Origin of the sequence: Enterobacter sp. ECC-175, from assembly GCF_043968675.1 — a bacterium.
Classification (GTDB): domain Bacteria; phylum Pseudomonadota; class Gammaproteobacteria; order Enterobacterales; family Enterobacteriaceae; genus Enterobacter.
Window position 1 is genome coordinate 1,647,128 of record NZ_CP143776.1, and the last position, 17,987, is coordinate 1,665,114.

Sequence of the window (17,987 nt, forward strand, 5' to 3'; positions counted from 1 at the left end):
CTTCAGGAAAAGACCGCGTGCGATTATTTGCCCAATTAAGCTGGTACTTTCGTCGGGAATGGCAACGCTATCTCGGCGCAGTATTCCTGCTTATTATCATTGCCATTCTGCAGCTGATCCCACCCAAGGTGGTCGGGTACGTCGTGGATGGCGTTACGGAACAGCATTACACCGCCGCACGGGTGTGGATGTGGATTGGAACGCTGGTGCTCACTGCCGTCGTCGTCTACCTGCTGCGCTACGTCTGGCGCGTCCTGCTGTTTGGCGCGTCCTATCAGCTGGCCGTTGAGCTTAGGGAAGATTTCTACCGCCAGCTGAGCCGCCAGCATCCGGAATTTTATCTGCGCCACCGCACCGGGGATCTGATTGCCCGCGCGACCAACGACGTAGATCGCGTGGTGTTTGCCGCAGGGGAAGGGGTGCTCACGCTGGTGGACTCGCTGGTGATGGGCTGTGCGGTGCTGATCGTCATGTCTACACAGATAAGCTGGCAGCTGACGCTGCTGGCGCTGCTGCCGATGCCGATCATGGCCCTGGCGATTAACCGCTTTGGCGAACAGCTGCACGAGCGCTTCAAGCTGGCGCAGGCGGCGTTTTCGTCGCTGAACGATCGCACGCAGGAGAGCATGACCAGCATCCGCATGATTAAGGCGTTTGGTCTGGAAGACCGTCAATCCTCGCTGTTTGCCGCAGATGCGGCGGATACCGGCGCGAAAAACATGCGCGTAGCGCGTATCGACGCCCGTTTCGACCCGACGATCTATATCGCCATCGGGATGGCAAACCTGCTGGCCGTTGGCGGCGGAAGCTGGATGGTCGTGCGGGGCACGATGACGCTCGGCCAGCTGACCAGCTTCGCGATGTACCTTGGGCTCATGATTTGGCCGATGCTGGCGCTGGCCTGGATGTTTAACATCGTCGAGCGCGGCAGCGCCGCCTACAGCCGCATCCGCGCGATGCTGGCCGAGGCGCCGGTAGTCAACGACGGCACCAGGCCGGTACCTGAAGGCCGCGGGGTGATTGAGGCGTCTGTTCGCGAGTTTGTCTACCCGCAGGCGGAGCGGCCGGTGCTGGAAAACGTCAACTTCACGCTGCAGCCAGGACAAATGCTGGGGATCTGCGGCCCGACGGGGGCGGGGAAAAGCACCGTTCTGTCGCTGCTCCAGCGCCACTTTGACGTCACCCAGGGCGATATCCGCTTCCACGATATTCCGCTCGCCGAGCTGCTGCTGGACGACTGGCGCAGCCGCCTGGCGGTCGTTAGCCAGACGCCGTTTTTATTCTCCGATACCATCGCCAACAACATCGCGCTGGGCTGCCCGGCAGCAACCCAGGAGGAGATTGAACACGTGGCGCGCTTAGCCAGCGTCCACGAGGATATTTTGCGGCTGCCGCAGGGCTATGAAACGGAAGTGGGCGAGCGCGGCGTAATGCTGTCCGGCGGGCAAAAACAGCGCATCTCCATTGCGCGCGCGCTGCTGCTGAACGCTGAAATCCTGATCCTGGACGACGCGCTTTCTGCCGTCGACGGCCGCACCGAGCACCAGATCTTGCATAACCTGCGCCAGTGGGGCGAGGGGCGCACGGTGATCATCAGCGCCCACCGTCTTTCTGCGCTGACGGAGGCCAATGAAATTTTAGTGCTTCAGCACGGGCATATTGCCCAGCGCGGCCAGCACGAGCAGCTTGCCGATCGGCCGGGCTGGTATCGCGATATGTACCGCTACCAGCAGCTCGAAGCAGCGCTGGATGATGCTCCGGAGCAGGGGCAGGAGGCGAAAGATGCGTAATTTTGGACAGCTGTGGCCAACGCTCAAGCGCCTGCTGGCGTACGGCTCCCCCTGGCGCAAGCCGCTGTCGATTGCCGTGCTTCTGCTGTGGATCGCGGCGATTGCCGAAGTGAGCGGCCCGCTGCTCATTAGCTACTTCATCGACAATATGGTGGCGAAGAGCTATATGCCGCTGGGGCTGGTGGCCGGGCTTGGCGTCGCCTATGTGGGGCTGCAAATCACCGCGGCCTCGCTGCACTACGCCCAGTCTCTGCTCTTTAACCGGGCGGCCGTTGGCGTGGTACAGCAGCTGCGAACGGACGTGATGGATGCGGCGCTGCGCCAGCCGCTCAGCGAGTTCGATACCCAGCCGGTCGGGCAGGTGATTTCTCGCGTCACTAACGATACCGAGGTGATTCGCGATCTTTACGTCACCGTCGTCGCCACCGTGCTGCGCAGCGCGGCGCTGATTGGTGCGATGCTGGTGGCGATGTTCAGCCTTGACTGGCGCATGGCGCTGGTGGCCATCACCATCTTCCCGGCGGTGCTGATCGTGATGGTGATTTACCAGCGCTACAGCACGCCGATCGTTCGCCGCGTGCGCGCCTATCTGGCGGACATCAACGACGGCTTCAACGAAGTGATTAACGGCATGAGCGTGATCCAGCAGTTCCGCCAGCAGGCGCGGTTTGGCGAACGCATGGGCGAAGCCAGCCGCTCGCACTATATGGCGCGCATGCAAACCCTGCGCCTTGACGGCTTTCTGCTGCGTCCGCTATTAAGCCTCTTCTCCGCACTGGTGCTGTGCGGGCTGCTGATGCTGTTTGGCCTGACGACGCGCGGCACTATTGAAGTGGGCGTGCTGTACGCGTTCATCAGCTATCTTGGGCGGCTTAACGAGCCGCTGATCGAGCTAACAACCCAGCAGTCGATGCTGCAGCAGGCGGTGGTAGCCGGGGAGCGCGTGTTCGAACTGATGGACCGGCCGCGGCAGACCTACGGCAGCGACGAGCGCCCTCTGCAAAGCGGCAGCATCGCGTTCGATGACGTCTCATTTGCCTATCGTGAAGACCGGCTGGTGCTGCAGAATATTAACCTCGAGGTTCCGTCGCGCGGCTTTGTGGCCCTTGTCGGGCACACCGGCAGCGGCAAAAGTACGCTCGCCAGCCTGCTGATGGGCTACTACCCGTTAACGCAGGGGGAAATCCGCCTGGACGGCCGTCCGCTCGCCTCGCTCAGCCATGGCGTGCTGCGCAAAGGCGTGGCGATGGTGCAGCAAGATCCTGTCGTGCTCGCGGATACGTTCTATGCCAACGTCACGCTGGGCCGTCCGTACACCCAGGAGCAGGTGTGGGACGTGCTGGAAAAAGTGCAGCTGGCGGAGCTGGCGCGCGGGTTCAGCGACGGGATCAATACGAAGCTGGGCGAGCAGGGGAATAACCTCTCCGTCGGCCAAAAGCAGCTTCTGGCGCTGGCGCGCGTGCTGATTGAGACGCCGCAGGTGCTGATCCTGGATGAAGCGACGGCCAGCATCGACTCCGGCACGGAGCAGGCCATCCAGCAGGCGCTGGCCGCCGTTCGCGACCATACGACGCTGGTGGTAATTGCCCACCGCCTTTCCACGATCGTTGAGGCAGACACCATTCTGGTGCTGCATCGCGGACAGGCCGTCGAGCGCGGGACGCACAAACAGCTGCTGGAGGCTAAAGGCCGCTACTGGCAGATGTATCAGCTCCAGCTGGCGGGCGAAGAGCTGGCCGCCAGCGCGCGCGAAGAAGAGACCCTTAGCGCCTGATGCACTAAAAGCAGGCAATGCGCTGACCCTCGTCGCTGTTGGTGCAAAACGGAAACGCGCCATGCACTGCCATGGTGCGTTTTTTTTTCGCCCGACGTTTCCTTCCCGCGCATTTACGCGCGTTCAACCGCGTATTCCCACTTTTCTCTTTTCTGGCACACCGCTTGCAATAGCTTCTTCGTGTGAGCTGCGGCCATTGGCAAATTCTGACTGGAGAGGATTTATGAAGCTGGTTACGGTGATTATTAAACCATTCAAACTTGAAGACGTGCGTGAAGCGCTCTCTTCCATGGGCATTCAGGGCCTGACGGTCACCGAAGTGAAAGGCTTTGGTCGTCAGAAGGGGCATGCCGAGCTCTATCGTGGAGCGGAGTACAGCGTCAACTTTCTGCCGAAAGTGAAAATAGACGTCGCGATTGCCGACGATCAGCTCGATGAGGTCGTTGATGCGGTGAGCAAAGCGGCCTATACCGGAAAAATTGGCGACGGCAAAATTTTCGTTGCCGAACTGCAGCGCGTCATTCGCATCCGTACCGGCGAATCTGACGAAGCGGCACTGTAAATAACGCCTGGCACACAGTGATAGGGATCGAGAAAATGAAGATAGCAAAAATGAAAACAGGTCTGGCATCGTTGGCGCTGCTGCCGGGTGTGGCGATGGCTGCCCCTACGGTAGCGGATAAAGCCGACAACGCGTTTATGATGATCTGCACCGCCCTGGTGCTGTTCATGACTATCCCGGGCATTGCGCTGTTTTACGGCGGCCTGATCCGCGGTAAAAACGTGCTGTCCATGTTGACCCAGGTTGCCGTGACCTTCGCGCTGGTCTGCGTGCTGTGGGTGGTGTACGGCTATTCGCTGGCCTTCGGGGAAGGCAACGCCTTCTTCGGCAACTTTAACTGGGCGATGCTCAAAAACATCGAATTGACCGCGCTGATGGGGAGCTTCTACCAGTACATCCACGTCGCGTTTCAGGGCTCGTTCGCCTGTATCACCGTGGGGCTGATCGTCGGCGCGCTGGCGGAGCGCATCCGCTTCTCGGCGGTGCTGATTTTCGTGGTGGTCTGGCTGACTCTCTCTTACGTACCGATTGCGCACATGGTCTGGGGCGGCGGCCTGCTGGCGTCACACGGTGCGCTGGACTTTGCGGGCGGTACCGTTGTCCACATTAACGCCGCGGTGGCGGGCCTGGTAGGCGCCTACCTGATCGGCAAGCGCGTGGGCTTTGGCAAAGAGGCGTTCAAACCGCATAACCTGCCGATGGTGTTTACCGGTACGGCGATCCTCTACTTCGGCTGGTTTGGCTTCAACGCGGGCTCTGCCAGCGCGGCGAACGAAATCGCGGCTCTGGCTTTCGTTAACACCGTTGTTGCCACGGCGGGGGCCATCCTCTCCTGGGTATTTGGCGAGTGGGCCGTTCGCGGCAAGCCGTCGCTGCTGGGCGCCTGTTCCGGTGCGATTGCCGGCCTGGTCGGGATCACGCCAGCCTGTGGTTATGTGGGCGTGGGCGGCGCGTTGCTCGTCGGTCTGGTCGCCGGTCTGGCGGGCCTGTGGGGCGTTACCGCGCTGAAGCGCGTGCTGCGCGTTGACGACCCTTGCGACGTATTCGGCGTCCACGGCGTTTGTGGGATCGTCGGCTGTATTATGACGGGCATCTTCGCGGCGAAATCGCTGGGCGGCGTGGGCTACGCGGAGGGCGTGACCATGGTTCATCAGGTGCTGGTACAGCTGGAAAGCATCGGCATCACCGTGGTCTGGTCCGGCGTAGTGGCGTTTATCGGCTACAAGCTGGCGGACATGACGGTTGGCCTGCGCGTACCGGAAGAGCAGGAGCGCGAGGGGCTGGACGTCAACAGCCACGGCGAGAATGCGTATAATGCATAAATAAACAGCAAAACGGCAGCGTCAGTTGCCGTTTTGAGTACTTGTTTCCTCTCCCCGTGGGAGAGGGCAGCAGGCCGCACAATGATCACCCGCGATTGCGCATCACCCCTTCCTGCACCGTTGACGCCACCAGAACGCCATCCTTTGTGTAGAACTCACCGCGCACAAACCCGCGCGCGCTCGAGGCCGACGTGCTCTCAACGCTATAGAGCAGCCAGTCGTTCATATCAAACGGACGGTGGAACCACATCGAGTGGTCGATAGTCGCAACCTGCATCCCTTTTTCCAGGAATCCGACGCCGTGCGGCTGAAGCGCAACCGGAAGGAAATTGAAATCAGACGCATAGCCCAGCAGGTTCTGATGGACGCGAAAATCCTCCGGCACCGTGCCGTTGGCGCGCATCCAGACCTGGCGTTTTGGCTCGGCGGTATGTCCCTTCATCGGGTTGTGAAATTCCACCGGGCGGATCTCCAGCGGCTTGTCGCACAGGAATTTTTCCTTCGCCTGCGGGGGCAGCAGGTGGGCGAGCGCGCGGGCGATCTCCGTCTCTGATTTCAGATCGTCCGGCGACGGCGCAGGCGGCATCGTTTTTTGATGCTCGTAGCCCGGCTCCGGCGCCTGGAAAGAGGCGGTCATGTAGAAGATCGGCTTACCGTGCTGTATCGCCGCCACGCGTCGCGCGCTAAAGCTGTTGCCGTCGCGAAGCACCTCAACGTCGTACACGATCGGCTTTGCGCTATCGCCAGGGCGCAGAAAGTAGCTATGGAAGGAGTGCACCAGACGGTCTGCCGGAACGGTCTCCTTTGCGGCATACAGCGCCTGCCCCACGACCTGCCCGCCGAAGACCTGGCGCAGGCCTAAATCTTCGCTTTGCCCGCGGTAGAGCCCTTCCTCAATTTTTTCCAGATTCAGTAATGTCAGCAGATTGTTCAGTGCCTGACTCATAGTGGTCCTCAATAAAACGCCGTAGCGAAAGATACGCTGATTATAACCCAGAAATGTAAGTGGTCCGACGGGTAGAATAATCTTAATATCCGGGCGAAATTAAGCATAAATCCGTGATTTGTGCCACACTTGTTTACGTTATGTGAATGAAACGACATCAGATGGGATCGATCCCGCTGGTGCATTGATGATAAGGAGACTTCAATGAAACTCGTGCCTATGGTAAGTGGTGTGGCAATTGCGGTGGCGCTGTCCGCCTGTGCCGGTAAGAGTGCCGATGTGCCGGTGCCAACAGCAGGTCAAAACGGGATCAATACCCCATCACAGCAGGCCATTCAGCAACCGAATGTTTCCGGTACGGTCTGGATTAAACAGAAAGTAGCGCTGCCGCCGGACGCGGTGTTAACCGTTACGCTGTCTGATGCGTCGCTGGCCGATGCTCCTTCTAAAGTGCTGGCGCAGCGCGCGGTACGCACCGAAGGCAAGCAGGCACCGTTCAGCTTCGTGCTGCCGTATAATCCAGCGGACGTGAAGCCTAACGCGCGCATCCTGTTAAGCGCTGCGGTGACCATTAACGATAAGCTGGTCTTCATTACCGACACGGTTCAGGAAGCTGTCAACCACGGCGGTACGAAGATTGACCTGAATCTGGTTCCGGTGCAGCAAACGGAAGTGCCGGTCGCGCCGCAGGGCAATCAGCCCTCTCTGCCAACGCCTCCGACTCAGCTTTAATCGCACAGCCCTCTTCTTCGGAAGGGGGCATCAGTACACCCATCGATATTTCTGCAAATCAATTTTCCCGCCGCCCGAAACCTGCACGCCTTCTGAAAGCAGGGCCTGACGCTGGCGCTGCAGATCTGGACCGGTTAACGAAATCGCACCGTGGCGATTCACCACCCGATGCCAGGGCAAGGTGCTGCCTTCAGGCAACCTTTTCAGCACGCCCCCAACCTGCCGCGCCGCGCGCGGCGACCCTGCCAGACGAGCCACGTCGCCGTAGGTGGTGACATACCCTTCGGGAATTGAGGCGACAATCTGCCACACGCGCTGGGGGAATGTATCCTGTTCGTCCATGGGGGCTCCTGTCTGGCGGTTTACGGCGCTACGATCGGCAAAAGTGAGATATTACCTGATTACAACGCAAGTTTGCGCAATAAACCAGCATCCAGATGCCGTCGGCTTGCAATTGCCGGGCGGCATAGCGATAATGCGGCTGCGCGTTGGTTAACAACGCTCTCAATGGGGGCTCTGTTGGTTCTCCCGCAACGCTACTCTGTTCACCAGGTCAGGTCCGGAAGGAAGCAGCCAGGGCAGACGACGTGTGTGCCGGGATGTAGCTGGCAGGGCCCCCACCCATTTCGGCCCTCCGTATGCATTCTCCTTGCTTTGCTATTTCCTTTATTTTTTCATGGATAATTAATCCATAGCGTAATCATGGTTATTGAATTAATTTTTAATATATTATTCATTCGCCTGAAATATTTCTGTCATAAAGGTGAAATAAAAGCGTGCCATTTTATATTTGGCCGTAATTACTCCGTCATAATCAAAAAATATATGTCTGGATTACCGCCTCACGTTCGTGTATTTAATTAAGCACTTATTCCGAAGGGAAGTGACCATCATGGCGACTGCGGTATTAAACGTTAAAATCGATGAAGCGCTAAAAGAAAGACTTCGCCACTACGCTGAAGTGAACAATGAAAACCTTAGCGTGACCACTGAGAAGCTGCTGCTGCTGGCGTTTGAAGCGGAAGCAGAGGCGGGAGTATCGGAAGAGGATATCGACAATCAGCATACGGAAGAAGAGAGTGTTTCTCCATTTACTCCTAAAGAAATCAAGGCACTGCGTAAACTTCTGAAGAAGAGAAAATGAAACAACAACCGTCAAACGCCCACGACTACAAAGAAGCCTGCGATCTTTTACGCTCGGGCTATGTTAAACACGTCCGGCTTGACTGGAACGTCGGAAGCGATGAGTTCTTTCGAATTGCGTCGGACTGGTGTGACACCGGTGCAAAAATAAAGAAAGACGGGGATAATTTTGTTATTTCCCTGAAAGGTTTCCCTATTCCTCCTCAGCACTGACCCCATGCCGGTGAAAACGGCTGACTGCACCTGCTTCAGTCAGCCGTTTTTATGCTTTATTTCATACGAAACTTCGCTTAATAGCGGGGGCGGCGTTATTAAGCGCCAGCCACAGCGGTTTGATTCTTAACAGCGCCTGCTCTAATTCCTCTGACGGAAGTGAAAAGGGCATACGCAAATAACGATCGAACGCGCCCGAAAGACCAAACCGCGTCCCGGTACCCAGGTTAATGCCAATCGTTTCTGCACGCGCCGCTAGCTGCGTGGCCTGCATGCCGGGCAGCGCAATCCAGTAGGAAAGGCCGCCTTCAGCCTCGTCAAACGTCCAGTCGGGAAAATGCTCGCGCAGCAGTTCCCGGCACCGGTTGCGCCGTTCTGCCAGCATGTTTCGGCGCGCGGGGAGAAATTCGTCGCCGTGCTCAATCAGCCACTGCGTGGCCAGCTGCTCCAGCAGGGGTGAGCCTAAATCCAGCGTATCGCGCGTCTGGACCAGCGTCGCAATCGTACGCGACGAGGCGCGGATCCAGCCAAGACGTAATCCTCCCCAGAAGCTTTTGCCCGTTGAGCCGAGCGTGATAACCGTGGCCTCAGGATTAAAAGAGGCCAGCGGCGGCGGCGGGGGAGCATCAAACCACAGGTCCACCATCGTTTCATCCACCACCAGCGCGGTGCGTGTTTGTGCCGCAATGTCCGCTACCGCCTGACGGGTGGGAACGTCCATGCAGCGGCCCGTCGGATTATGAAAATCAGGCATCAGGTAGGCCAGGCGGGGAGCCGTCTGGGCGATGGTGGCGGCGAAGCCATCGGTATCCCATCCTTTTTCGGGCAGTGAGACGCCAACCGGGCGGCAAAGCGCCCCCTGAATGGCGGCAATTGCCAGCGCGTAGGTGGGATGATCGACCACGACGCGGTCGCCTGGGCCGGTCATCATCCGCAAGACCAGCGCAAAGCCGCTGACCGCGCCGTTCACCACCATCACCTCATCCGGCCGCGTTGGCAGCCCGCGCGCGGTGTAGCGGGCGGCAATCGCCTCGCGCAGGGCGGGCAATCCCAGCTGATCGTAACCCGTTAGCGTCAGGTGCTGCGCAAGCATCGTCAGCGCGTGGCTGTAGGCCTGGTGAATTTCAGGACCGGCGCCGAGCGCTGCGGTGGAAAGATCCAGCGCCGCGCTGGCGGTTGAAAGCGTGGGGACGGCGTGCGAGTCCGGTAAAATCACGCGCGACCCGCTGCCGTGGCGACTTTCGAGATAGCCTTCTTCACGCAGGAGCCCGAGGGCGCTACTTATTGTGGTGCGGCTGACCTCCAGCGCGGCGGCAAGCTCCCGCTCGCCCGGCAGGCGCGTGTGCAGCGCCAGCCTGCCGTCCAGAATGAGCATGCGCAGCGCGTCCGCCAGCTGGCGCCACAGCGGCGTGCGGGAACCGGGGTGCTGCCAGTTGCCCAGCAGGCGCACCAAAGACTGACTACCGAAACGACGAGCTGACATATGCAGTCCACTATTTGAAAACTGGACATTAATCATAGAGCCATTTTCACCGATGATGAAAGCCTGGTTTTTGGGAGAAGAAAAAATGGTACGTCGTCTGATTCAGCTTTACGTCGGCCTGGGGCTTTACGGCCTGTCGACCGCGATGTTTATCCGCTCCGATCTGGGCGTCGATCCGTGGGATGTATTCCACCTGGGCGTGGCGCTACAGCTGGGCGTGAGCATCGGCACGGTGATCATCGTGACGGGGGCGCTGGTCCTGTTGCTGTGGATCCCGCTGCGGCAGATGCCCGGCCTTGGAACGATCAGTAACGTTATTTGCATTGGCCTCGCGGCGGATGCGTCGATGGCGCTGATCCCGGACATCGCCTCGCTGCCGATCCGCATCGCGCTGTTAGTCTCGGGGATCGTCGTGAATGCGATCGCCACCGGGATGTATATCGGCGCGGGGTTTGGCGCGGGGCCGAGAGACGGCCTGATGACCGGCATGCACGCCCGCTTCGGCTGGTCGATTCGCGTGGTGCGGACGGCCATTGAGGTCTCCGTACTGCTGATCGGCTGCGTGCTGGGCGGAACGTTCGGGGTCGGAACGGTGCTGTACGCGCTGACCATCGGTCCGCTCATCCAGCTCTGCCTGCCGTGGTTCCGGCAAAAGCCAAGAGTGCAGGTGGTAGCTGAACCCGAGCGCATTGTTTAATTCTGCGAAGCGCTCACATGCTTTAACAGCGTGCCTGTGCCAGAATGGCGGAATCTCTTCTGGCGATGCAGGTACGCATGAAAGCTATCACTCTCTATGACGTGGCCCGCCTGGCGGGCGTCTCTTATCAAACGGTTTCCCGCGTGCTTAACGGCGCGGAGCACGTGTCTGAACGAACGCGCGAAAAGGTGCAGCGGGCCATGGCGGAGCTGCACTACGTGCCTAACCGCGGCGCGCAGCAGCTGGCGGGCAAGCGCAGCCGCACGCTGGGGCTGATCGCTACCGATCTGGCCCTGCACGCTCCGTCGCAAATTGTCTCGGCGGTAAAATCCCGCGCGGTTGAGCGGGGGGCAAGCGTGCTGATCTCCATGGTGGAATCTGCCGAACAGTGCCTGGCCGCGCTGCAGGAGCTGCTGTCGCAGCGGGTAGAAGCGCTGCTGGTGAACGTTCCGCTGGAGGATGCGCACGCCGAGGCGCTGCGCGAGATGGCTTCGCCGGTTCCGGTACTGTTTCTGGACGTTGCGCCGACGGCGCGGGTTCACAGCCTGATTTTCAACGCGGACGAAGGGGCGAGGCTAGGCGTGCAGCACCTGCTCGGCCTCGGCCATCAGCGAATTGCGCTGCTGGGCGGGCCGGAAAGCTCGGTTTCCGCACGGGCGCGCCTGGCGGGCTGGAAAGCGGCGCTGGGCCAGGCCGGGCTAGAGCCCGCGGGGATAGCCAGCGGCGACTGGAGCGCAGCATCCGGTTATGAAAAGGGGCACCTCCTGCTTTCGGGAGTAATGCATCCGGAGGCTATCCTGGTGGCTAACGATCAGATGGCGCTGGGCGTGATGCGCGCCTGCGCGGAAAAGGGGCTGGCGGTTCCCGGGCAAATCTCCATCGTTGGCTTTGACGATACGGCAGACAGCGCGTGGTTTTCTCCGCCGCTGACCACGGTGCGCCAGGCGTTTCGCGAAGCGGGTATGCGCAGCGTCGAGTGGCTTTTAGCGCCAGTCAACGTTGACCGCTGCTGGCAGGTTCAGCTTCCCGTTACGCTGGTCGCCCGCCATTCTTCTGCGCCCCGGGGGGCAGGGCAGGGCGATCGTGAAGCGCTTGCGCAACAGCTCCGCAGCCTGGCTGCCCTCGCCGAGCAGCTGGCGCGCGAATAAGACTTTGTGATCTGACTCGCTTCATTGCACGCGCGCGCTTTACCGCACGAGATTATCAGGGCATGTTGCATCAAATTGTGAGCGCTTCGCAAAGAGGTTGATATGTCCACGTTACCCCCGCTGACCCTCAGCGCACTTCTGGCCCGTCGGGACTGGGAAAATCCCGGCGTTAGCCAGTGGAACCGTCTGGCCGCACACCCGCCTTTTCACAGCTGGCGCGATGTAACGCTCGCGAGGAGGGATGCACCATCGCAGAGCCGACGCTCGCTGAACGGCGAGTGGCGCTTCAGTTTTTATTCTGCGCCAGAGCAGGTGCCGGAGGCGTGGGTAGCGCAAGACTGCGCCGAGGCCGTCGACATGCCCGTGCCGTCAAACTGGCAGAGGCAGGGCTTCGATACGCCCATCTACACCAACGTAACCTATCCGATTCCCGTCAATCCGCCGTTCGTGCCGGCAGAAAATCCGACCGGCTGTTACTCGCTCACATTTGATGTGGATAGCGCCTGGCTGGCGCAGGGGCAAACCCGGATTGTCTTCGACGGCGTTAACTCGGCCTTCCACCTGTGGTGTAACGGCACGTGGATCGGCTATTCCCAGGACAGCCGCCTGCCCGCCGAATTTGACCTCACGGCGGTTCTTCGTCCGGGGCAAAACCGCATTGCCGTCATGGTGCTGCGCTGGTGCGACGGAAGCTATCTGGAAGATCAGGACATGTGGCGCATGAGCGGCATTTTCCGCGACGTTTCGCTGCAGCATAAGCCTGAAACGCATATTGCCGATTACCAGGTGACCACTGACCTGAACGCCGAGTGCGATCGGGCGGTTCTGAAGGTCGATATCGCGCTGGCGGGCCCGCGCTACGCGGAGTGCGAGGTGGAATGCACGCTTTGGCGCAACGACGAGCCGTGCGTCAGCGCCACGCGGCGGGCGGGCTCAGCGGTTGTCGACGAGCGCGGAGGCTGGGCTGAGTGGCTCACGGTGTCGATGCCCGTTGAGGAACCGGCGCTGTGGAGCGCGGAGACGCCCGCCCTGTACCGCCTGACGATGACGCTGCGCACCGCGCAGAATCAGCTGCTCGAAACCGAAGCCTGCGACGTCGGCTTTCGCCGCGTGGCAATCGAAAACGGGCTTTTGAAGCTGAACGGTAAACCGCTGCTGATCCGCGGCGTCAACCGCCATGAGCATCACCCTGAAAACGGGCAGGTCATGGATGAGGCGACGATGCGCCGCGACATTGAGCTGATGAAGCAGCACAACTTCAACGCCGTCCGCTGCTCGCACTATCCCAACCATCCGCTCTGGTACACCCTCTGCGACCGCTACGGCCTGTACGTGGTTGACGAGGCCAATATTGAAACGCACGGCATGGTGCCGATGAGCCGCCTTGCTGACGATCCCCGCTGGCTGCCCGCCATGAGCGAGCGCGTCACGCGGATGGTGCAGCGCGATCGTAATCACCCCTCCGTTATCATCTGGTCGCTCGGCAATGAATCCGGGCACGGCGCGAATCACGATGCGCTCTACCGCTGGGTGAAGGCGACGGACCCAACCCGGCCGGTGCAGTACGAAGGCGGAGGAGCCAACACGGCGGCGACCGATATCGTCTGCCCGATGTACGCCCGCGTCGACTGGGATCAGCCGTTTCCGGCGGTCCCGAAATGGTCGATTAAGAAATGGATCGGCATGCCGGACGAAGCGCGCCCGCTGATCCTCTGCGAGTATGCCCACGCGATGGGCAACAGCTTCGGCGGGTTCGCCAAATACTGGCAGGCGTTTCGCGACCATCCGCGCCTGCAGGGCGGGTTCGTCTGGGACTGGGTTGACCAGGCGCTGACGAAGAGGGACGACGAAGGCCGGGCGTTCTGGGCCTACGGCGGTGATTTCGGCGACAGGCCGAACGATCGTCAGTTCTGCCTGAACGGGCTGGTGTTCCCGGACCGAACGCCGCATCCTGCGCTGTTCGAAGCGCAGCGCGCCCAGCAGTTCTTCACCTTTACGCGGGCCAGCGCCTCGCCGATGGTGGTTGAGGTGCACAGCGACTATCTGTTCCGCACGACCGACAACGAGCGGCTGAGGTGGTCCGTTGCCCGCGACGGGCTTGTGCTTGCATCCGGTGAGGTGGCGCTTGACGTTGCGCCTCAGGGCACGCAGCGCGTGGAAATCGCTTTACCAACGCTGTCCGCCGCGCCGGGCGAGGTCTGGCTTAACGTAGAAGTGTACCAGCCGCAGGCGACGCCGTGGTCACCGGCGGGCCACCGCTGCGCCTGGGATCAGTGGCAGCTTCCGGCACCGATGCACGTCGCGCCACCGGCGCGCGTGGGAACTCCGCCGGTATTGACGGAACGGGCCGATGCGTTCGAGGTTACCCATGAGCGGCAGCGCTGGTGGTTCGATCGGGCATCCGGCCACCTGACGCAGTGGTGGAACCACGACGTGGAAACGCTGCTTTCTCCGCTGACGGATAATTTCACCCGCGCGCCGCTGGATAATGACATCGGCGTCAGCGAAGCCGCGCGTATCGATCCGAACGCCTGGGTTGAGCGCTGGAAAGCGGCAGGCATGTACGAGATGTCGTCGCGCGTTTTGCTGTGCGAAGCGCAGCAGCGGGGGCATGAGGTAGTGGTGACAACGCGCCACGTCTGGGAACATTGCGGCAACGCGCTATTCCTGAGCGATAAGATCTGGCGAGTGGACGACCACGGCGCGCTGCACGTCGATGCGACGGTTTTGGTCGCGTCTGATATTCCCGAGCCCGCGCGCGTGGGCGTTAGCGTCCAGCTCGCGCAGGTGCCGGAAACGGTCACCTGGCTTGGCAGAGGGCCTCTGGAAAACTATCCGGACCGGAAGCTGGCCGCGCAGCTTGGGCGCTGGACGCTACCGCTCGCGGCGCTGCATACGCCCTACATCTTCCCAACGGAGAACGGCCTGCGCTGCGACACGCGCGAGCTGGCGTTTGCCGGGCATCAGCTTCAGGGGGATTTCCACTTCTCGCTGAGCCGCTACGGCCAGCAGCAATTGCACGTGACGACGCACCAGCACCTGCTGCGTGAAGAGCCGGGCTGCTGGCTGAGCCTGGACGCCTTCCACATGGGGCTGGGCGGGGACGACTCCTGGAGCCCAAGCGTTTCACCCGAGTTTCTGCTGCCAACGCGCCGGGTGCGCTATGCGTTTAGCTGGCAGCAAACGCCGCGCTAGCCGGGAACGCCCCGCCGCCGTCAGGACTGCGGCGGCGGGGCGAGTTTGTGCTCTGCCCAGAAAATATATTCCACTTTTGGCAGCGCCCTGCTGAAATACCAGCCTTGCCCGTACTGCACGCCGTGGCGGCGCAGCCAGGCAAGCTGGCCTTCCGTTTCAATGCCTTCTGCCACCATGGTCAGCTTCAGCGATTTTGCCATCTCGATAATGTGCGGCGTCACGTTTTTGTATTCCAGCGCGTTCACGAAGGACTTATCGATCTTCAGCGTATCAACGTCCAGGTCCTGCAGATAGCTCAGGCTGGAATAACCGGTGCCGAAATCGTCGATGTAAACGGCATGGCCCGCGCGGCGAAACGCGGCGATGGCCGGGGCGCTCACTTTTGGATCGGCAAAACCGCGTTCGGTGAGTTCAAGAGCAATCTGCCCGGGGTGAACGCCCCATTTGTTCAGAAGGCCGTGCATCAGCGGCAGCAGCCTGCCGGAGGTTAAATCCGCGGGGGCGAGATTGATAGAGATGTGCTGGTCCGGGTGTAAATGCAGCCAGCTTCCCATGTCTTCGAAGACTTTTTCGATAATGAGCTCGGTGAGCTGCGAAATCAGCCCCGTCTGCTCCGCCAGCGGAACGAAGATATCCGGTGAAAGATAGCTCCCGTCAGGCTGAGGCCAGCGGGCGAGAGCCTCTGCGCCGGCGATTTTACCGCTGCCGAGCGCCACGATGGGCTGATAGTTCACGATGAAATCACGGCTAGCGATCGCGTCAAGCAGGCGATTACGCGGGGATTGCAGGCGGCGCAGGATCCGCAGCACGAAGAGCGCGGCGATCAGGCTAACGAGCACGCCGAAGGGGAGCCAGAAAATCAGCTGCTTGTGCCAGCTTTCGGCCAGCGGTTTTAAAGGCGCCCACGCGATAACGGCGATGCCCAGCTCCGGGATGGCCTTGCGGATATACATTGCGCCAGCATACTCAAGCTGCGCCAGCCCTTTGCTTTCCATGAGCTGCTTAACGTGCTGGCTAAGCTCGCTGCTGCTGGCGAAAACCAGATGGCTGGTGCTGCCTATCAGGGCGGCGTCGATAACGACCGTTCCGAAAGGAATCACGTCCACAAGCGATGCCGGATCGATCATGACCAGGTAATTTCCTTTCCCCAGCACGGCCATGTAGTGATGAAACCCGAGATCGTTTTGCGGCGTAATCCAGGCGCTGAAACCGTCGGAGGTGTGGCGCATAGGCGGTGGGAACGGTGCGCTTCTGCTGCTCTGCTCCAGAGAGGAGCAGATCGGCCTGCGGTTTTCGACGTAAATGGCTTCCTGAATATAGCGGCGGGAAAAGGCAACCTGGCGTATCTCCCGTAGGTGCTGACGACTGCACGGGACGCCTTTGGACCGCTGCAGCTGCGTTAGGGCATCTTTTGCCTGATCAACAACTTTGTCCGTGCGCAGCAGCACGCGTGATGCGTAATTATCAAGCGTATCAATAAATTCCTCTTCTGCCTGGAGATGTGCCAGCCAGATGCTCAGGCAGATGGGGATCAGTACGGACAAGATCAAAATCCCTGTGACCAGGCTGACCAGATGTCGGGTTTTCATGCTGCCGTTCCTTCCTCTTGTGCCCGCTCCCGGGCAGCGACGACGTTTGCCTGAGGAGAAATAATTTCACCGTGAAATGATACAGTTATAGCATGAGAAAACATTGATCTTGTAGCGGAGGCAGGGGATCGATAGCTGTTCTCGATCGAGAGGGGGTTGTTTTTGGCCAAAAGCTTCGCTATTCTTTTGTTATGTTATAACAAAACAAAAGGCCCATTATGAAACCGAATATTCATCCTGCCTATCGCACCGTGGTTTTCCACGACACCAGCGCCAACGAATATTTCAAAGTCGGTTCAACGATCAAAACCGACCGCGAAATTGAGCTCGACGGTGAAACCTATCCCTATATCACCATCGAGGTGTCATCAAAATCGCATCCGTACTATACCGGCAAGCAGAAGACCTTTTCGACGGAAGGCAGCGCGGCCCGCTTCCGCCAGCGCTTTGGTGGCTTTCTTAACGCGAAGCGAGGTTAATCATGCAGGTACTTAACTCGCTGCGCAGCGCAAAACAGCGCCATCCCGACTGCCAGATCGTTAAGCGCAAAGGACGCCTGTACGTTATTTGTAAGTCTAATCCGCGTTTTAAAGCGGTGCAGGGACGTAAAAAAAGACGCTAAATGCGCGCTTCACGCCAGCTCTCCAGGGTTTTTCGCTGCTTGCCATCGTCGGTAAAATTGTCGTTGGCAAGCCAGCGTTGAAACGCCTGCGAAATTCGCGGCCACTCGCTGTCGATAATCGAAAACCAGTCCGTATCCCGGTTGTGGCCCTTCACGACCAGCGCCTGACGGAAACGCCCTTCATACTGAAACCCCAGACGCAGCGCCGCGCGACGGGAAGGTTCGTTCAGGCTGTTACATTTCCACTCGTAGCGACGATAGCCCAGCGTATCGAACGCGTACTGCATCAGCAGAAACTGCGCTTCTGTCGACATCGGCGTACGGCTAAGCAGGGGCGAAAAATGCACGTGTCCCACTTCGACCACGCCGTTTTGTGGATCGATGCGCATCAGCGCGAGCGTTCCCACGGGGGCCTGGGTTTTATTATCGATCACGGTGAAATGGATCGGATCGGGCTGTTCGCACACGCTCGCGACCCAGCGGGTGAACTCGCCCGGGGTGGCGTCCGGCTCGCGAAGCAGCCAGGTCCAGCTACGGGTATCTTCAGCCAGCCGATAGGCGTTAAACAGCGCGTCGGCATGCGCCACGCTCAGCGGCTCAAGCCGACAGTAACGCCCGCTTAGCGTTACGCGGGAGGGGTGAGGGCGCGGCTGCCAGTCAAAAAGCGCTTCGCCCACGGGCTGTCCAAATTCATTTAACGTATTCATTTTTAACTCTCATTGGGAGGGGAAGAACGCCAGATTATGGAAAATCTGGTTCCTTAAAAAGCAC

At 60.0% G+C, this 17,987-nt stretch carries 17 protein-coding genes and 1 other RNA gene; 13 read left to right on the top strand and 5 right to left on the bottom strand.

Translation table 11 applies throughout. The features are described from left to right. Positions 1-17: 17 nt before the first annotated feature. From V1599_RS07745 to amtB, 4 genes are all read left to right on the top strand, one after another. Positions 18-1,790, top strand: coding sequence for a SmdA family multidrug ABC transporter permease/ATP-binding protein (locus V1599_RS07745; protein ID WP_395301289.1), 1,773 nt, complete (start codon positions 18-20; stop codon positions 1,788-1,790). Then, positions 1,783-3,564, top strand: coding sequence for a SmdB family multidrug efflux ABC transporter permease/ATP-binding protein (locus V1599_RS07750; protein WP_297119661.1), 1,782 nt, complete (start codon positions 1,783-1,785; stop codon positions 3,562-3,564). Before V1599_RS07745 ends, V1599_RS07750 begins: the two co-directional genes overlap by 8 nt. A gap of 223 nt (positions 3,565-3,787) precedes the next feature. After that, a complete protein-coding gene (gene glnK, locus V1599_RS07755; protein ID WP_112011270.1) occupies positions 3,788-4,126 on the top strand; it encodes a P-II family nitrogen regulator in 339 nt (112 codons plus the stop codon). A gap of 35 nt (positions 4,127-4,161) precedes the next feature. Continuing rightward, positions 4,162-5,448: an ammonium transporter AmtB gene (amtB, locus tag V1599_RS07760; protein ID WP_297119658.1), complete on the top strand. Its 1,287-nt coding sequence runs from the start codon at positions 4,162-4,164 to the stop codon at positions 5,446-5,448. Between the two features lie 85 nt (positions 5,449-5,533). On the opposite strand, the gene tesB is transcribed toward amtB, so the two are convergent. Further along, complete coding sequence (tesB, locus tag V1599_RS07765) at positions 5,534-6,394, bottom strand: acyl-CoA thioesterase II (protein WP_112011272.1); 861 nt, start codon at positions 6,392-6,394, stop codon at positions 5,534-5,536. A gap of 204 nt (positions 6,395-6,598) precedes the next feature. Between tesB and V1599_RS07770 the strand changes: the two genes are divergently transcribed. Further along, positions 6,599-7,126, top strand: coding sequence for a YbaY family lipoprotein (locus V1599_RS07770; RefSeq protein ID WP_395301290.1), 528 nt, complete (start codon positions 6,599-6,601; stop codon positions 7,124-7,126). Positions 7,127-7,156: 30 nt separating this feature from the next. On the opposite strand, the gene V1599_RS07775 is transcribed toward V1599_RS07770, so the two are convergent. Further along, positions 7,157-7,468, bottom strand: a complete 312-nt coding sequence (locus tag V1599_RS07775) for an MGMT family protein (protein ID WP_395301291.1) — start codon at positions 7,466-7,468, stop codon at positions 7,157-7,159. A 175-nt stretch (positions 7,469-7,643) separates the two neighbouring features. On the opposite strand from V1599_RS07775, the gene ffs reads away from it, so the two are divergent. The 3 genes from ffs (at position 7,644) to V1599_RS07790 (ending at position 8,482) form a co-directional block, all read left to right on the top strand. Further along, an RNA gene (ffs, locus tag V1599_RS07780) (signal recognition particle sRNA small type) lies at positions 7,644-7,740 on the top strand. Positions 7,741-8,018: 278 nt separating this feature from the next. After that, positions 8,019-8,270, top strand: a complete 252-nt coding sequence (locus V1599_RS07785) for a hypothetical protein (RefSeq protein ID WP_112011275.1) — start codon at positions 8,019-8,021, stop codon at positions 8,268-8,270. Continuing rightward, complete coding sequence (locus V1599_RS07790; protein WP_112011276.1) at positions 8,267-8,482, top strand: hypothetical protein; 216 nt, start codon at positions 8,267-8,269, stop codon at positions 8,480-8,482. Before V1599_RS07785 ends, V1599_RS07790 begins: the two co-directional genes overlap by 4 nt. A 61-nt stretch (positions 8,483-8,543) precedes the next feature. Here V1599_RS07790 and V1599_RS07795 read toward each other — a convergent pair whose 3' ends face one another. Continuing rightward, positions 8,544-9,965, bottom strand: a complete 1,422-nt coding sequence (locus tag V1599_RS07795) for a PLP-dependent aminotransferase family protein (protein WP_112011277.1) — start codon at positions 9,963-9,965, stop codon at positions 8,544-8,546. A gap of 85 nt (positions 9,966-10,050) precedes the next feature. Between V1599_RS07795 and V1599_RS07800 the strand changes: the two genes are divergently transcribed. From V1599_RS07800 to V1599_RS07810, 3 genes are all read left to right on the top strand, one after another. Beyond that, positions 10,051-10,662, top strand: coding sequence for a YitT family protein (locus V1599_RS07800; RefSeq protein WP_112011377.1), 612 nt, complete (start codon positions 10,051-10,053; stop codon positions 10,660-10,662). A gap of 77 nt (positions 10,663-10,739) precedes the next feature. After that, a complete protein-coding gene (locus V1599_RS07805) occupies positions 10,740-11,810 on the top strand; it encodes a LacI family DNA-binding transcriptional regulator (protein ID WP_395301561.1) in 1,071 nt (356 codons plus the stop codon). Positions 11,811-11,912: 102 nt separating this feature from the next. After that, positions 11,913-15,005: a beta-galactosidase gene (locus tag V1599_RS07810; protein WP_395301292.1), complete on the top strand. Its 3,093-nt coding sequence runs from the start codon at positions 11,913-11,915 to the stop codon at positions 15,003-15,005. A gap of 20 nt (positions 15,006-15,025) precedes the next feature. Here V1599_RS07810 and V1599_RS07815 read toward each other — a convergent pair whose 3' ends face one another. Continuing rightward, positions 15,026-16,594, bottom strand: coding sequence for an EAL domain-containing protein (locus tag V1599_RS07815; protein ID WP_395301293.1), 1,569 nt, complete (start codon positions 16,592-16,594; stop codon positions 15,026-15,028). A 218-nt stretch (positions 16,595-16,812) separates the two neighbouring features. On the opposite strand from V1599_RS07815, the gene V1599_RS07820 reads away from it, so the two are divergent. Both V1599_RS07820 and ykgO read left to right on the top strand, forming a co-directional pair. Further along, positions 16,813-17,073, top strand: coding sequence for a type B 50S ribosomal protein L31 (locus tag V1599_RS07820; RefSeq protein WP_112011280.1), 261 nt, complete (start codon positions 16,813-16,815; stop codon positions 17,071-17,073). 2 nt (positions 17,074-17,075) lie between these two features. Continuing rightward, positions 17,076-17,216: a type B 50S ribosomal protein L36 gene (gene ykgO, locus V1599_RS07825; RefSeq protein ID WP_003859006.1), complete on the top strand. Its 141-nt coding sequence runs from the start codon at positions 17,076-17,078 to the stop codon at positions 17,214-17,216. Here ykgO and V1599_RS07830 read toward each other — a convergent pair. Further along, positions 17,213-17,923 (bottom strand): GNAT family N-acetyltransferase, encoded by a 711-nt coding sequence (locus V1599_RS07830; protein ID WP_395301294.1) that lies wholly within the window; start codon positions 17,921-17,923, stop codon positions 17,213-17,215. The genes ykgO and V1599_RS07830 overlap by 4 nt on opposite strands. Positions 17,924-17,987 lie beyond the last annotated feature (64 nt).

Excerpts from the sequence above, each read along its gene's own strand:
- V1599_RS07750 (WP_297119661.1), top strand. The coding sequence starts at position 1,783 with ATGCGTAATTTTGGACAGCTGTGGCCAACGCTCAAGCGCCTGCTGGCG.
- glnK (WP_112011270.1), top strand. The coding sequence starts at position 3,788 with ATGAAGCTGGTTACGGTGATTATTAAACCATTCAAACTTGAAGACGTG.
- amtB (WP_297119658.1), top strand. The coding sequence starts at position 4,162 with ATGAAGATAGCAAAAATGAAAACAGGTCTGGCATCGTTGGCGCTGCTG.
- tesB (WP_112011272.1), bottom strand. The coding sequence starts at position 6,394 with ATGAGTCAGGCACTGAACAATCTGCTGACATTACTGAATCTGGAAAAA.
- V1599_RS07770 (WP_395301290.1), top strand. The coding sequence starts at position 6,599 with ATGAAACTCGTGCCTATGGTAAGTGGTGTGGCAATTGCGGTGGCGCTG.
- V1599_RS07775 (WP_395301291.1), bottom strand. The coding sequence starts at position 7,468 with ATGGACGAACAGGATACATTCCCCCAGCGCGTGTGGCAGATTGTCGCC.
- V1599_RS07785 (WP_112011275.1), top strand. The coding sequence starts at position 8,019 with ATGGCGACTGCGGTATTAAACGTTAAAATCGATGAAGCGCTAAAAGAA.
- V1599_RS07790 (WP_112011276.1), top strand. The coding sequence starts at position 8,267 with ATGAAACAACAACCGTCAAACGCCCACGACTACAAAGAAGCCTGCGAT.
- V1599_RS07795 (WP_112011277.1), bottom strand. The coding sequence starts at position 9,965 with ATGTCAGCTCGTCGTTTCGGTAGTCAGTCTTTGGTGCGCCTGCTGGGC.
- V1599_RS07800 (WP_112011377.1), top strand. The coding sequence starts at position 10,051 with ATGGTACGTCGTCTGATTCAGCTTTACGTCGGCCTGGGGCTTTACGGC.
- V1599_RS07805 (WP_395301561.1), top strand. The coding sequence starts at position 10,740 with ATGAAAGCTATCACTCTCTATGACGTGGCCCGCCTGGCGGGCGTCTCT.
- V1599_RS07810 (WP_395301292.1), top strand. The coding sequence starts at position 11,913 with ATGTCCACGTTACCCCCGCTGACCCTCAGCGCACTTCTGGCCCGTCGG.
- V1599_RS07815 (WP_395301293.1), bottom strand. The coding sequence starts at position 16,594 with ATGAAAACCCGACATCTGGTCAGCCTGGTCACAGGGATTTTGATCTTG.
- V1599_RS07820 (WP_112011280.1), top strand. The coding sequence starts at position 16,813 with ATGAAACCGAATATTCATCCTGCCTATCGCACCGTGGTTTTCCACGAC.
- ykgO (WP_003859006.1), top strand. The coding sequence starts at position 17,076 with ATGCAGGTACTTAACTCGCTGCGCAGCGCAAAACAGCGCCATCCCGAC.
- V1599_RS07830 (WP_395301294.1), bottom strand. The coding sequence starts at position 17,923 with ATGAATACGTTAAATGAATTTGGACAGCCCGTGGGCGAAGCGCTTTTT.